General features: G+C 70.0%; 12 protein-coding genes and 4 pseudogenes. 7 read left to right on the forward strand and 9 right to left on the reverse strand.

Going from position 1 to position 14,178, the window contains the following annotated elements; genetic code table 11:
* Positions 1 to 132: 132 nt before the first annotated feature.
* From J7E94_RS33300 to J7E94_RS33320, 5 genes and pseudogenes are all read right to left on the reverse strand, one after another.
* Positions 133 to 741, reverse strand: coding sequence for a hypothetical protein (locus tag J7E94_RS33300; RefSeq protein ID WP_215020563.1), 609 nt, complete (start codon positions 739 to 741; stop codon positions 133 to 135).
* On the reverse strand, positions 693 to 1,103 hold the full coding sequence (locus J7E94_RS33305; protein ID WP_215020564.1) for a hypothetical protein: 411 nt from the start codon (positions 1,101 to 1,103) through the stop codon (positions 693 to 695). The genes J7E94_RS33300 and J7E94_RS33305 overlap by 49 nt, the downstream gene beginning before the upstream one ends.
* Positions 1,104 to 1,132: 29 nt before the next feature.
* On the reverse strand, positions 1,133 to 1,726 hold the full coding sequence (locus J7E94_RS33310) for a TetR/AcrR family transcriptional regulator (protein WP_308345628.1): 594 nt from the start codon (positions 1,724 to 1,726) through the stop codon (positions 1,133 to 1,135).
* A gap of 172 nt (positions 1,727 to 1,898) precedes the next feature.
* Positions 1,899 to 2,489, reverse strand: a pseudogene (locus J7E94_RS36120) (recombinase family protein); the annotation flags it as partial.
* 200 nt (positions 2,490 to 2,689) lie between these two features.
* Positions 2,690 to 4,180, reverse strand: a complete 1,491-nt coding sequence (locus J7E94_RS33320; RefSeq protein WP_215020566.1) for a hypothetical protein — start codon at positions 4,178 to 4,180, stop codon at positions 2,690 to 2,692.
* Positions 4,181 to 4,845: 665 nt separating this feature from the next.
* Here J7E94_RS33320 and J7E94_RS33330 point away from each other — a divergent pair.
* Positions 4,846 to 5,058 (forward strand): annotated as a pseudogene (locus J7E94_RS33330) (IS5/IS1182 family transposase); the annotation flags it as partial.
* A gap of 190 nt (positions 5,059 to 5,248) precedes the next feature.
* Here the strand turns inward: J7E94_RS33330 and J7E94_RS33335 are convergent.
* A complete protein-coding gene (locus J7E94_RS33335) occupies positions 5,249 to 5,644 on the reverse strand; it encodes a helix-turn-helix domain-containing protein (RefSeq protein ID WP_215020567.1) in 396 nt (131 codons plus the stop codon).
* A gap of 62 nt (positions 5,645 to 5,706) precedes the next feature.
* Between J7E94_RS33335 and J7E94_RS33340 the strand changes: the two genes are divergently transcribed.
* Both J7E94_RS33340 and J7E94_RS33345 read left to right on the forward strand, forming a co-directional pair.
* Positions 5,707 to 6,531: an MBL fold metallo-hydrolase gene (locus J7E94_RS33340; protein WP_215020568.1), complete on the forward strand. Its 825-nt coding sequence runs from the start codon at positions 5,707 to 5,709 to the stop codon at positions 6,529 to 6,531.
* A gap of 134 nt (positions 6,532 to 6,665) precedes the next feature.
* Entirely contained in the window at positions 6,666 to 7,034 is a 369-nt protein-coding gene (locus J7E94_RS33345) for a recombinase family protein (protein WP_308345629.1), read from the forward strand.
* Between the two features lie 138 nt (positions 7,035 to 7,172).
* Here the strand turns inward: J7E94_RS33345 and J7E94_RS33350 are convergent, their stop codons facing one another.
* Positions 7,173 to 10,442 (reverse strand): CHAT domain-containing protein, encoded by a 3,270-nt coding sequence (locus tag J7E94_RS33350; RefSeq protein ID WP_215020569.1) that lies wholly within the window; start codon positions 10,440 to 10,442, stop codon positions 7,173 to 7,175.
* A gap of 70 nt (positions 10,443 to 10,512) precedes the next feature.
* On the opposite strand from J7E94_RS33350, the gene J7E94_RS33355 reads away from it, so the two are divergent.
* From J7E94_RS33355 to J7E94_RS35215, 3 genes and pseudogenes are all read left to right on the forward strand, one after another.
* Positions 10,513 to 10,863, forward strand: a complete 351-nt coding sequence (locus J7E94_RS33355) for a hypothetical protein (RefSeq protein ID WP_215020570.1) — start codon at positions 10,513 to 10,515, stop codon at positions 10,861 to 10,863.
* Entirely contained in the window at positions 10,860 to 11,501 is a 642-nt protein-coding gene (locus J7E94_RS33360; protein WP_215020571.1) for a hypothetical protein, read from the forward strand. The genes J7E94_RS33355 and J7E94_RS33360 overlap by 4 nt, the downstream gene beginning before the upstream one ends.
* Positions 11,502 to 11,804: 303 nt before the next feature.
* Positions 11,805 to 11,942 (forward strand): annotated as a pseudogene (locus tag J7E94_RS35215) (IS5/IS1182 family transposase); the annotation flags it as partial.
* Between the two features lie 710 nt (positions 11,943 to 12,652).
* Here the strand turns inward: J7E94_RS35215 and J7E94_RS33370 are convergent.
* Together J7E94_RS33370 and J7E94_RS33375 are read right to left on the reverse strand one after the other, a co-directional pair.
* A complete protein-coding gene (locus tag J7E94_RS33370) occupies positions 12,653 to 13,045 on the reverse strand; it encodes a hypothetical protein (RefSeq protein ID WP_215020573.1) in 393 nt (130 codons plus the stop codon).
* Positions 13,035 to 13,735 (reverse strand): annotated as a pseudogene (locus J7E94_RS33375) (transposase family protein). The gene J7E94_RS33370 and the pseudogene J7E94_RS33375 overlap by 11 nt, the downstream one beginning before the upstream one ends.
* Before the next feature lie 165 nt (positions 13,736 to 13,900).
* On the opposite strand from J7E94_RS33375, the gene J7E94_RS33380 reads away from it, so the two are divergent.
* A partial coding sequence (locus J7E94_RS33380; RefSeq protein WP_308345631.1) for a transposase occupies positions 13,901 to 14,178 on the forward strand: 278 nt, incomplete at its 3' end.

Below are 14,178 nucleotides of genomic sequence, written 5' to 3' on the forward strand. Positions count from 1 at the left end.
GGGAGATGGGGTTCGATCAGAGCCCACTGCTCGTCGGTGAGATCGCCTCGCGCCATGACTGATGGCCTATCAAGACCAAGACCCTGCGCGCAGGCGATCCACCAAACTCATGATCTGGACTCCAGACAGGACCTAGTTCGCCCGCGCGCCCCACCACGTGCCCTGAGCACCGCCCGCGGTTGCCTGCAAGAGGTCCGGCCCGCGCTGGCCGAATGGTCCAATCGTTACGACCACCTGCGAGAAGTCACCCACAAGGACGTGCTCGACATCCGCGACGCGGCCACCGGCAAGCAGCGCGAGAACCGAATCGTCGCCCTGCGGTCCCTGTTCCGCCACGCAAAGAAGACCGGCCAGATCTTCAAGAACCCGACCGCCCACATCCTCCTCCCCCGGCACCTCGCACCAGTCCTGCAGCCCCCCGACCAGACTGATGTCGACGAGGCGATCGTTGCCGCCACCCGCCCGCACGCGCGGCTCATCCTCGCCCTGGCCGCCATCCACGCCGTACGGCCCGGCATGATCCGGGCTCTGCAACTCGACGACGTCGATCAGGGCAACCGCCTCATCACGATTGCCGACCACATCCGCCCGCTGGACTGCGTCCGCCCGGCAGCTTGTGGAGAGCGCTCCGGGGTCCCGGTAGTACCCGCCGAAAAAACAACGCAGCAGACCCTGACCTGCGGCCAGCCGGGTCAGCGCGCGAGCGGTATCAGCAAGAGCAGCGGCACGAACAGGGTCCACTGGGGCAGGGTGAACACCGCACCTCCGAAGGCTGCCAGATCGACGGCGAAGAACACACAGGTGAACGCTGCGGCGATGACCCAGACGAAGGCCAGGACCGGCAGTGCGGCCGTTCGCTCAGCACGTGCGGCCCAGGTCAGGGCGACCGCGAGGGCCGCGAGCAACAGTGAGCACACGTGCCACAGCACGCGGAAGAGCTGGATGACGGAGGCATCGAGGTCGGCGCCGAGCAGCGGATCAACGAATTCTGAGGTGCCGAGCAGGTGAAGCCCGGCGATGCCCGCGGCGAGAACGGCGGCTGTCCACAGCGGCCAGCGGCGGCCGGCCGGGGTCGCGAGAGTGGCGATGGCGGCGTCAGACATGGAAACCTCCGGTGCGGGGTGGCGGGCGTTCATCGGATCTCGATGCCGTGTGAGACCATCGCGGCCAGTTGGCCGGCCAGCTGCGGTGTCGGGGATTCCCCGACGAGTGCGACGTGGAAGAGCACCGCTCCGGCCAACGTGTCCAGGACCAGATTGACCGGAGTGTCGGCGGCGATCTCGCCGCGCTGCGCGGCCCGGTCGAAGATGACCGTCAGCCGCTCCTTCGACGGAGCCAGGAAGTCGGTACGGATACGCGCCTTCAGGGCCGGATCGGCTGCGAAATCAGCGAGCAGCCCTGGCAGCGCCGCAGCGCCGGCGGGTGTGCGGTACTCGTCGACCAGGGACTCGAGCAGTACGGTCAGATCCCCGGTGAGCGTGCCGGTGTCCGGGATCGGGGCATCGTCGGTGGTCGTGAACAGGGCCTCGAAGACCAGCTCCGCTTTCCCCGACCACCGCCGGTAGACGGCGTCCTTGCCGACCCCGGCGCGTGCGGCCACGGCCCCAATCGAGGTCGCCGCGTAGCCGACTTCGGCTACCAGAGCGGCTGTCGCACTGACGATCGCCTCGTGCGACCGGGGATCCCTGGGACGCCCCCTGGGCGGCGGAGCGGAACTCATGCCCATACCTTACGGGTCGACCCGTTTGATAAACAAGGGCCAGCGCCCGGGGCTGGACCCGGGCTACCCGAGCCCCACTCTGGTGGAAACCGACCCGTCCGGCGGCATGGGTAAACCGCACGGCGAAGAACATGGCGCCCATGCCGTTCGGGTCGTAGATCCCAGTGAGCGGGCCGGTGAGGAGTTCGAGCTGGATGCCGCCGGCCTGGAGTTCGGCGGACAGCGTCATCAACTCTGCCGCGTTCCTGGCCAGACGCTTGAGCTCGTGCACCGTGAGGATGACAGGCGTCTCCGGGGCGGTCTGCTTGAACTGGTGGGCCAGCGCGAGCGCCTTCTTCAGCTCGGGCCGGACCTTGAGACGGGTGCTGATCTGCTCCTTGAAGGCCTTGTGGCACTCCGCCCGATGCAGGGCTTCGAGCTGGCTCGCCAGTTCCTGGCGGGCGCTCGAGGTGCGGGCGTACCCGATGCTGACCGGTCGCTCGGTGCGGGGCGCGGGCACGATCGCGAGCGCCGGGCCCTGCTTCCACGCGCGGCCCGGGTGCCGGTCGGCGGGGACGGGGATCTCCAGTTCCTCGCGGAGCGCGGGGACGAGGACGAAGCGCGGGGTGTGGTACTTCGCGGCGGTCTTCCCGCCCCGGGTGCGGAGGCGCTGCCGGCGGCCGGGCCTGCGGCAACTGCGCGACCCGCACACGGATGACGAGACGGACGACGCCGAGGACGGATAACCGCAGGCCCGTACGATCGAAACACTCCGGCCCGGAGTCACCACCTATGACTCCGGGCCGGAACGCTTCATGACGGTGCTGAAGAGTCAGGAGACGGGCGGTCCGGCCTTCGCGGGACTGGGGACACGCGGGGCGGACGCACATGGTGCCGACGCCACCGTCTTCGGCCGGCTGGCGACCGCCCGGCAGAACTTCGTCCTCGACAGGGGAACGGCTGTGCCGTCGGCTGCCGCGGCACAGCTGATCAGCGGCTGTTGCCCGGGCGGTAGACGCTGAGGTCGCCGTAGGCCGACAGAACTCCGGCCAGGTCACCGGGTTTGTGCCGCAGGGTGGTGTCCAGGAAGGCGAGAGTGGTTGCGGCGACGACGCGCGGGCTCTCGGTGCGGCCCAGGGAGCCGACCATCGAGGGCACAGGCGGCAGGTACAGGGGGGCGTCCATGAAAGTGAGGTGTGCAGCGCCGGGGATGGTGAGCCGGTAGCTCGTCGCGGTGCTGAGGTTGAGGACCTCGGTGAGGCGGGGTATGTAGCGCGGGTCGGTTTCCGGGCTGATGGCTTGGGTGAGCGCGAGCGCCGGCTGGTGGAAGGGGAGCAGGTCGGGGTCGCGAGGGTAGCCGTCCAGATTGATGACGGCGGCGAACCGGCGGTCCTGGCGGGCTGCTTGCAGGGCGGCGCCGCCGCCCAGGGAGTGGCCGGTCACCGCGGTCCGGCCGGTGTCCAGACGTCCGGTCAGCGGGCCGTCGATCTCACCTCGGTCCAGACCGCCCAGCTGAGTGAGGACGAAGCTGAGGTCCGCGGCCCGAATTCTCGTTGTTTCGGCGGCCCGTTTGTCATCTTCGTCGTCGTCGCCGGTGGAGGCGATCTCGGTGTTGATCGTTCGGCCGTCGGCGAGGACGACGGCGGCGGAATCGTACGGGTGGTCGAGGGCGGCGACCACATAGCCGTTGCTGGCCAGTTCCTCCGCCCAGGCGGTGTTCTGGGTGCGCACGCCCCCCAGTCCGGGAGAGAACAGCACGACCGGGAACCGTGCGCCATCGCGGGCCACCGGGGCGTTGAGAACCGAATGGGTGTGGGCACGCGGAACACCGTCGACCAGGAAACCGGGGAGGCCGGCATAGCGCGCGAGGGCGTCGGAGACGGTGTGCGCCTCCTGCTCCGTACGGCCGAGGTACTGGGCCCGCCGAGCGCCTGCGGGGCTCTTCTGCGCGGGGTACCAGAGCTGGACCACGACCGTGCGCCGGTCGCCGGGTTCGGGAGTGGCGGTCTCGGGGCGGTTCGGGTCGGTCCACTGCATCACGCGGGTGCCGACCGCGAAGTGGCCTGTCGGCTCGGGGAACACGGGTACGGGAAAGGCCCAAGCGGCCGCCGGGCCCGTGGCGGTCAGGCCGACGCAGGCCACCGATCCCGGCAACGCCACCCACCATCGGGCCCGCCTCGCCGGTCGGCCGGTACGTCGTCGAATCAGAGGAGAGACGGCGAACGGCAACGCGAAGGCAGCGCCTGCCAGTACCGGCAGCATCTGCCAGCGGATCCCCACCACGCTCAGCACGATCGCGGACAGCACGAAACCCAATCCTGCCGCGATCGTGAGGGGTGGGCGGGCGGCGGGGGGAAGCCAGCGCGCCACTACCAGCGCGACGGCACTCAGCAAGGCAAGGATTTCCAGGGGGGACATGTGCAATCCCGTGATGATTTCGGTCACCTGGCCACCCTCGGCGCGAGGTCCGCGCTGCCACATCGATCCCGGGTCGCCATCGCGTGCAACCGGAGTCGCAATCCGAGGCATGTCCCTGTGCGACCAGAGTCGCATCCAGGCATATCGCCTATGCAACCGGAGTCGCACTCGAACACGCCAGGTCCGGCCGCTTTGCGACCACGGGAGGTAGCGGGACTCCTCCTGCGGTCGTATCTCAGCACGGTGCCATCAGACGGTGGACTCATGCGTTCCGCTGGACTGCGGCCTACCGTGACGGGGCCGCGGTACGTGCCGGGCAGCGCGGGTCTTACGCTTCCCGTACTCGCCCCGGCTCCAGCTGTACGCGGTGGCGGCCCCGACCGGGGCCACTATGACGCTGAATCGACAGGGACGTGTGATGACCGAGGCGGCCGCGTGCCCAGCCGGTGCGCTACCGGAACCGGGCGCTGCGGGCGTGGATGGCCGTACGGCTGACGAGGTACGCCGACCTGGCCTCCGCACGAGCGGCGCGACCGATGAGTGCCGCCCGGCGCTGGGGCTCCCGGCTGCCGCCCATGGTGTGGGACTCGCTGTTGCCGACGCTGCTCCTCATCAACATCATGACCACGCGCGCGCCGCAGGGGCTGTCGGTGGCCGTTGCCCTTACGGCCGCTCTTGCGCTGCCCCTGGTGTGGCGGCGCCGGGCTCCGCTCACCGTGTACGAACTAAAACGCATCGGGGTGCGGATCGCCAGGAAAGCCATCGAGTCCAGCGAACGATCAGGGTGCCGCCGGTGGGTGGCCGAGCGGACCATGTCCTGGCTGACTGGCTACCGTCAGCTCAGCCACCGCTACGAACGCCACCGCAGCCGCTGCCTGGCCTTTCTCGGCCCCGCGGCAGCCCTTTGCTGCTACAAGCGACTCGTCCGCCTCGCCGCATAGGACAGGGTCTGAACGTCAAGCGCAGCGACCGCCGTCTCCTCCATGGCCAATTCGTCAAGCTTCGCCGTCGTCATGCAGCCTGCCGACGGTCTTAGGCACGTGCTGACTCCACTTCGGAGGCAGGTTCGCGGCCGGGCCGCGGTGTCGTCCCGACCGATGGCATTGGACGCTCGCGTCTCGACGCGGACGATCACTTCCTCCGCTCGGCGACGCCTGGGGCGCTTTCACCGAGCCAGCTCGGTCGCGCGGGCGGCCCCGGCAGATCGGGATCGGGATCAGTCCACTCGTTTCCCCAGGCGACCAAGGCTGCGAGCACCGGTACCAAGGCGCGCCCCCTTTCGGTGAGGAGGTACTCGAAGCGGGCGGGTTTGAGGCTGTACTGCGTGCGCATGAGGACGCCCGCGGCGGTCAACTCCGCCAGCCGTCGGGCGAGCGTGTTCTCGCTCATCCGCAACCGATCGCGGAATTCGTCGAACCGGCGGGCTCCACCGAGGGCTTCACGCACCACCAGGAGCGCCCATCGTTCGCCGATCACGTCCAGTGCTCGGGCGGCGGGACAGTTGTCGAGGGCGAGGGGCGAACGCATGTCCTCAGCCTAGCGGCTTCCATGATGGAAGTGAATTGGTAGCATCCCCAGTGGCTTCCATAGTGGAAGTCGTCAAGGAGGGGTGCTTCCAGATGCAGAGACTTCGTCAGGTCGGTATCGAGGTCGCCCGTGGGGTGTTCCGTTTCGGAGACGGCCACGTCAACTGGTACGTCATCGAGCAGGAGGGCGCGCTGACCGTCGTGGACGGCGGTATGCCCGATCACTGGCCGGCACTGATGGACTGGCTGAAGAAGCGGGGGCAAGGTCTGGACGCGGTTCGGGCCATCGTGCTCACCCATGGACACGCCGATCACCTGGGCATCATCCGCCGGCTTTCCGACGCCACCGGCCGGCCGGTGCACGTACACCCGGACGACGAGGCTCAGGCCAAAGGCGCCGGACTCCACATCCCACCCCGCCGTATTCGACGAAACGTGTGGAAACCTCACGTCTTTGCCCTCACCGTGAACTGGGGACGCGCGGGCCTGTTCACCGTCCCACCGATCCTGCATGCCGAGTCCTACGCCGACGGCCGGCGCCTGGACATACCGGGATCGCCTCGGGCGATCCACACGCCCGGCCACAGTCCGGGCAGCAGCTGCCTGCTGCTCGCCGACCGCGATGTCCTGATCACGGGAGACGCCCTGGTGACCCTCGACGTCGTCACCGGCCGTCGTGGCGTCGGGATCATGCCCGGCACCCTCAACGACGACCCCGAACAGGCATTGGACAGCCTGACCTCTCTGGCCGGAATCACAGCCACGACGCTGCTGCCCGGCCACGGCGAGCCCTACTCGGAAGGCGTGCCCACAGCTCTCGCGGCGGCCCGTCGACACGGCATCGACTGGAGGAAGCCCACGGCAGGCGCCCACGGCCACGCCCATTGACTGCAACCCGTCCTGTCGAGCCCTCCGAGAGACCACGGATCTCCATCGGGCCATGTGCTGGTTCCGTAGCCGCCTGCACGCCCGCTGGGTGAGGCCGGCGTGGGCGGCGGCGGTTGTGGTCGTCGTTCTTGGCGGTGACGCGGGCGGAGGTTGACGTCGGTTTGGAATTCCTCACCGGGGAACTCCAGGGCTCACACGACCCCTGCGGCATCGTATTCACCGTGCTGGCCGCCCTGTCCGGCATGGAACGCGAGTACATCCGCGACCGCACTCTCGAAGGCCACGAATCCGCCCGCAAGCGCGGCAAGACCATCGGCGGCGCGGGCGTCACCGACGACCACATGCTGTCCATGGCCCTTCACCTGCGGAATCAGGAGATGAGCCTGCGCGACATCGCCGCCCGCCTCGTCATCACCACCGGCAAAAAGAAGGGCCAGCACCCCTCACCCGCCACCGTCATGCGCATGCTGCGTGAACACGACGAGCAGACGGCCACGGTCTGACCCGTCGCTCTCGGCCCTGTTGCCTGCTTCCGGCGTACTCCGGCTGACCTCCCTCCTCGGCCGCCCACACGGGTGCGCTGTCTCCGGACGTTCGACCGGTCACCTCGGCCTGACGATGCGGTTGTCTGCCGACCGCATCTAAGGGCCGTCGTGTACGAAGGGCGCCCAGACGATCGGGTCGGTGAGATGTTGGTCGCGCAGCCCGGCAACCGCGCGGTGCAGGGCCACGGCGGCACCGGCGGAGTCCATGCCGCCCGAGGGGCCGAGCTGCCGGTAGAAAGCAACAGCGACGACGGGCGCGACACGGTCGCTGATGGACCACAGCGTGGCCACGACATGCCGGAAGCCTGCCATCCGCAGCGCGGCGGCGGTGTGAATGGCCTCGTCCGGGAGGAGCCCGCCGCTCAGCCGGGTGAGGCAAGCGGACAGGAACGCCAGCTCCGCCCGGTCCAGGCGCAGATCCGCGAAGTCGAGAACGTTCATATCGCCGTCCCACAGGCACAGGCCTGACGTGGCGGGCGCGGCCATGTTGAGCGTGCCATGGCAGGCGAAATGTGCCCACGAGTGCCGGGGCAGCTGCTCCCGCACGGCGTCCACGGTGGCGCCCTCGTCGGCCAGCACGTTCAGCTGCTGCCCCATCAACTCCTCCAGCAGCCGGAGTTCTTCGGCCACTGCCGGCAGCGGAGCGTGACCCGCCTGGACATCGGACAGCCCGACGGCCAGGACCCCGGAGTCCGGGGCTGCTCGCCGTCGCCGGGCGTCGACGAGTGCGGCGAGGGTGGTGGTGTAGGACGAGACCACCGCGTACGGCAGTCCGACCGGTTCAGTCGGGTCGTAGGCTCCGCGCGGGTAGATCCCGGCCGCGTGCAGCGGCAGGTTCAGCAGGGAGGCGGTGGGGCACCACCACAGCCGGGGCGGGTCCGCTGACTCGGACGGCAGCCCCAGACGGTCGAGGACCGGACGGGCGATGTGCTCCCACAGCCATTCCAGGGTGTCGTGCACGGTGTGCCGTGCCCGCTCCCTGGGCAGGATGGTGGCACCGGTCGCCGAGGCCTCCGCCAGGTGGCGCAGGTAGGTGTTGGCGATGGTGTCCATGGCCGGCACGTTGACGCCCGGCAGCGGTACGACATCGACCCGCCCGCCGGGCAGGACGAGGATCGCGTCGCAGCGGATCTTGCTGATGTTGACGATGACGACGGGGCCCTCGGCCGCCGCGGGGACGAGCGCGTCGTACGTGGCCGGAGTGGGGAACGCCGTGAATCCCGGCAGCTCCCTGACCTTGGCGAGCATCCGTGTCCAGCGGCGGGCCAGCCGCATGCGGGCCTCCGGGTCGAGCGGCCGGTCACCGCCACCGTTCAGTGCCGACCGGACGTCCTCCAGCTCCGCCGCCAGACCGGGTTCCCGCGCGGCGAGGGCGGCGAGGTCGCCGCGCAGGTGCAGGGTCGACTGCCACAGCACCGAGCGGCCCTGCTCCAGCAGTTCCACGGCCAGCTCGGGCTGCCCCGCTTCGATCGCAAGGGCCGCTGCCTCCCTCGGCATCGCCGCCCCGCCGCGCAGCCCCTCTTCCCGGTCGGTCTGTTCGAGGCCGATCCAGCCAACCTCCTGCAAGAGGTCCACCCCGGCCCGCGCGCCCTCCAGGGCATCGACCAGGTCTCCGGCTTCCCTGGCCACGCCGGCCCACATCCGGGTGGCCAACAGGCGTTCCCGGGCAGGCGAGCCGCTCGCGCGCGCCGCTGCCCGCAAGGCCTCCAGCGCTTTCTTGCGATCGGTGCCGGCCGCGTCTCGCAGGAAGCGGGCGATCAGCGCCGCCGCCTGTCCGTTCTTCACCTCGGCATACAGCACATCGGTCGTGCCGCATGCCTCGGCCGCCGTGGTGAAGGCGTCGACGGCCTCCGTCACGGCAACCCTGCGCCGGGGGTCGTCCTCGTCGATGCCCAACAGCAGCACGCCGAGCACGCGCCCCGCGTCGACCGCGACGCTCCGGCTCCCCGCCGTGGCTGCGGCCTCACGCGCCGCCTCGATGGCATCGTCCTGCTCACCCGCCGCATCAAGGGCCATGGCCAACCGGACCAGCAGGCCGGAACGCGCTGAGTGGCCCGGAGGCACGGCGGCCGCGGCACGTTTCGCGGCATCGAGAGCGGCGGGGCCCTCCGCGGCGTCCGCAGCCTGCACCAGTGTCTGCGGATGGTGCGCGGGCGCCGCCCGCACAGCGGTCTGCGCTCCCTCCGCCGCGACCCGGGCTTCGCGCTCGTCCTCGGAGCGGCCGGTGAGCTCCGCGCGGGTACGCAGCACCGATGCGAGCGTCGTGGCGACCGCCGCACGGTGCGATGCTTCGTTTGCGACCGCTGCCCGGTCCGATCTGTCGTTCGTGACCCCCGCCGCACGCAGTAACGTGATCGCGTCGTCCAGATCGTCCGGCGAGCCGCGCCGACGGCCTCGCATGTTCAGCGCCGACGCCAGATTGATCCGGGAGACGGCGTCACCGGGGAGCATGCGCCCGACGGCCGCCCAACCCCAGTCGACCGCCTTGTCCAGATGCACGTCCGCATCGCAGTCGTACGAGGCGAGCTCGACCAGGGCCCCGCAGAGACTCGACTCCAGTTCGCCCAGCTCCTGCTCCGTGCCGCCGGGCTGTGCCAGCGCTTCCCCGGCGATGTCCACGGCGGAGAGGACCTTGTCCGGGTTGCCCGTGACTCCGGTCTGGAGGCGGAGCAGAGCAACCGCGGACTGCGCGGCCCGCCGGCGCTCCGCGTGGTCCGGTGGCAGTTCGGACAGCGCGGTCAGCGCCACGTCAGCGGCCTCGTCGAGGTCGGCGGAGTGCCCCCGCAGGTTGTACCGGTACCTCAGGATGTCCCGGAGGCCGGCCAGCATCCGGCCGCGCAGCGAGTGATCGGCGGGGACCAGCGCGACAGCCTCCCGGTTGAGGTTGACCGCCCGTACGAGGGCCGCGTCATTGCCCGAGCTCTCGAACTCCCGGTACGCGGCCTCGGCCTGCGCATAGAGGACCAGCGGTTTCAAGGCCGTGGGCGTCGCAGCCCGACCGCTCTGGGCGGACCTGCACAGCTCCGCGTTGGCGGCCGCCTGGGGGTGGCCCGCCGCAGCGGCGACCGAGAACCAGGACAGCGCGTCCGGGTCACCCGCGTTGTGCAGCAGCACTCCGAGGTTGTTGGCGGCCTCCGGATGCCCGGCCTCGTGCGCACGGACGTACCAGCCGCGGGCATCGTCCGTACGCCCCGCCCGTTCGGCCAGCAGCCCGAGGTTGTACATGCCGTTGAAGTCACCGAGGGCGACGGCCTGATGGAAGACCTCCTCGGCTTCCGCCGTGCGGCCGTGCCGGTCCAGCTCCGCGCCCCGAACGGCCAATCGCCATCCCTCGCGCCCGTCGTCCTCGTCCTCACTGACAGTCAAATCTGCTCCCAAGCAATGGAGTCGTTGCAAACCGCAGGCCCGGCCGACTGCGGATCACTACAGTGTCGCCATGTTCGAAGCAGCGTCACCCGTTTACCGCATCACCAACGCGTACGAGTGGACCGAACGTGCTTTCCGACTGCTGGAGGCCGAGCAGCTCACGGTCACGGAGCACGGCGCCCCCGCCGCCGCGGGCTTCGTCGTCTCGGGACCGTGCCCACGCTGCGAGCACCACATCGTCGACCGGCGGGCCTTCGTCGCTCTCACCGGGATGGGAGGGGGCGGCCGGGATGGGGGGACCGACGCCACGGAGGCGGTCGTACTGGACGTGAGCTGCGGCTGCGGCACCGCCCACCAGGACGCGCCGGAGGGCGTGACCGGATGCGGAGCCAGCTTCCGGATCGAGCTGACTGCCGGGTGACCCTCCGCCCCCGCCTGCCGGCGCGGCCGCCGAGCCACTCGGACCTGGCCGAACGGGACCGCTTCCAGGCCCTGGTACGCGATTCCCTGCCGGGCGTACAGGCCTCGGCCGAGGCCTGGCGGAACGGACTGGCAGCCTTCATCACCCTGCTCGGCGCAGCGATCGTGGTCAAAGGCCGCGCCACCACGGCCGAGCTGCCGACCGGGTGGAAACTGGCGGTCACCGTACTCGTCGGCGCAGGGCTGGCCCTCGCCGTGGCGGGACTGTGGCAGGCCCTTGCCGCACAGGCCGGCTCCCGACCGCTCGCGGTGACCCTGGCCGACATCCACCGCGATCACGGTTCGGTGGACGCCTTCCAGGTCGCCTCGGCGCTACGGGCTGCCCGCAGGCTCACGCTCGCCCGGCGTACCGTGGCGCTGGCGCTCGGGTGCCTGTTCGCCGGCACGGCGCTCACCTGGTGGGCGCCCAGCGCTCAGCCTGAGTCGGTGCGGGTGACCCATGGCACGACCACTACGTGCGGCGCCCTGATGTCGGCGGACGGCGGCACGCTGCGCATATCCGTGGAAGGGCGCACGCCTCCGGTGGAGATCCCGCTTGCCGCGGTCACGTCCATGGCGCTGACCGCCAAGTGCACCTGACCGCAGCCGGGGAGCCCGGTTCCCATCTTCCGGCTCCCTGAGCGGATCGACGGCGGTCGGCCCGCTGTCGGCCACCACCCAGGGGCTGTCGTCGAGGCTGCCCGGGGAACCCCCCAGCCCGCCCGGGGGCAGTTCAGCGTGCGGGACGCCACGAGAGTGAAGACCACGCCCTCCGGGTCGGCGACCAGCCCCGAACGGAGTACACAACAAACCGAAGCGGGGAGAGGACGGACAGGACGCCGCCAGGCGAGCCCCAGCTGCCTCTGCAACACGGCCGACTGCACCATGCTGCCCGCCGTGCTGGACGCGATCCGTGTCCCGCGCGCCGGGAGCGGACGGCCTCGGACCACCCGCGACCGGGTGGTGGCGGACAGGGCGTACTCCTCGCGGAAGATCCGCCACCTCCTGCGCCAACGGAAGATCAGGACAACCATCCCGGAAGGGCGGCGCCGGCCGCCGCTCGATGCCGATCGTCGGATCGCCTTCGATCCAGTCCTGTCGCTGCCACCAGCCGATCGCCTTGCGCGCGATGGACAGCTCCCGGTTGACGGTGTCGGCGTCCATCTCGTCCGCCCTCGCCGCCGCCAGCTCCGCCGGCACCTTCGGCAGCGCCGGGTCATCGATCGCGGCGACGGGGAAGACCGGCGGCTTCGCACCCCGTCGAGCGGGCCGGTCGGGGCGGGTTCGCCGGTGAGCACCCATCCCCATGTCGTCAGCGAGATCCGGTAGATCCGCGCGGAGGACTTCGCGATGCCCGAACCCGTGAGGTACCGCTCGACCGCCGCGGTGTACGTCGCCGGCGGGGCGGACAGAGGCACCACCGCGTGCGCGGCAGCCGGAGCGCGCCTCTGCTCCCGAGTCCGGTCACTGGTTCGATCGTCATGCCCACCCCGCCCTTCCGGCGCTGCCGCAGTAAATGCGTATACCTCGCCCCTGCGGCCGGAATGGCCCGCCGCAGGTCGCGGTGATCACCGTATGCGGCAGTGAGCCTTTTCCAACCTCAGGTTAAGGCGTGGTGAAGGACGAGAACGGCCTTCACCACTGCTGCGCGGAGGCGTACTGGCCGCGTCCGCGCCCGCGCCCGCGCCCGCGCGGAGACGACGGAGCCGTCCCCGGTGACACGCACCAGGGACGGCCCCTTGCCCGTTTGTTCAGGAATCCCGGATCGCCTGGTCGATCTCCGCGCCGGTACGGGCCACGACGACGGGCCATTCGTCCTTGAGGGAGGCGGGCAGAAGCTCGCGGTCCCCATCCTGCTGGATCATGGTCGGACCGCCCGGGACGACGAGCACGGCATCCAGTCGGCGCAGCAGGACGGCGAGGAGGTCCATGATCCCGTCCCCTCCGAAGCGGTTGAAGGTGATGCCGGTCGGGCTGTTGAAGTACACGCCCGCCTCCTCCCCCTCCGCCGTACTCACCAGCAGGAAGTTCATCTCGGGGTCCCGCGCCACCGCATAGGGGTCGAGGACTTCGTGCGCGGCGCTCATGTCCAGCGGTGCCGGCTCACCGTTCTCGAACCGGCACACGAAGATGTCAAAACTCATGGAGTCTTTTCCAGCCTCCGGTTGAGGCGTGGTGAAGGACGACGACGGCCTTCACGATGTCGGTGACCCGGTTGGTGCTGCAGCGGAGCTTCCGCAGAAGGCGCCAGCCCTTCAGGGTGGCCATGGCCTGTTCGCCGAGACAGCGAATCTTGGCGTGGGTGCTGTTATGTCGCCGCTTCCAGCGTTGGAGCCGGCGGCCCCTGAACGGCACCCGGACGGGGCGTCCGGCGCCCTGGTAAGCCTTGTCCGCCCAGCACTTCACGTCGGCCTCGCCGAGCGCGTCGATGATGCCGTGGTGCCGGGCGGCGGTCAGGTCATGGGTCGAGCCGGGCAATGCCGGCGAGGCCCACAGCAGTCGGCCGAACGGGTCGGTGAGGACCTGGACGTTCATGCCGTGGCGTTTGTGTTTTCCGGAGTAGTACGGGGTGTCGGCGGCGATCCGGTCGATCGGCAGCAGGGTGCCCTCCAGGATCACGAAGGCTTTCGTCCGTACGGTCTTCATCGCCTCGGTCAGGCTCGGCGCGGCGGCGGCCAGGACGTCCGCAGGTGAGCGAGGACGAGCAGCGCCTGACGGCTGGCAGGCAGCCGTCGCCACCGGGTCCCGATCTCTCGCTGCCGGGCACGGAGCCGCGTGGCCAGGTAGCGCAGGGTGCCGCTGGACAGATCGATCGACGGGGGATAGATAAGCACGCGAAGCTCCTGGCGGACACGGGTGATCTTGGTCGAGAACCCGTCTACCAGGAGCTTCGCCGTTCCGTACAGCTGACAACCTCCAACACCTCACCGCCACAGCCAGGTTGGAAAAGGCTCAAAGCCATCTCATTTGGATGGTTCGGTAGGTTGGCGGTCGTAGGGATTGTTGAGCGGCTGGTGCCGGATGAGTTGTGGGTGTTGTTCCAGCGGGTGGTGCCGGAAGTGCCGTCGCGGCCTCGGGTTGGTGGCCGACGTCGGCACGGTGATCGCGAGGTTCTGGCCGCGATCGTGTTCGTGGCCACGTCGGGCCGTACGTGGCAGCAACTGCCCGCAGTGTCCTTCGGGCCGTCGGGGGCAACGGCTCACCGGCGCTTTTCCGAGTGGAGCAAGGACCTCGTCCGTAGCGGCCGGTGGAAAGCCGGGGGGGTGCCCCTATGTCT

The sequence above is a fragment of the Streptomyces sp. ISL-94 genome (genome assembly GCF_018614075.1).
GTDB lineage: Bacteria > Actinomycetota > Actinomycetes > Streptomycetales > Streptomycetaceae > Streptomyces.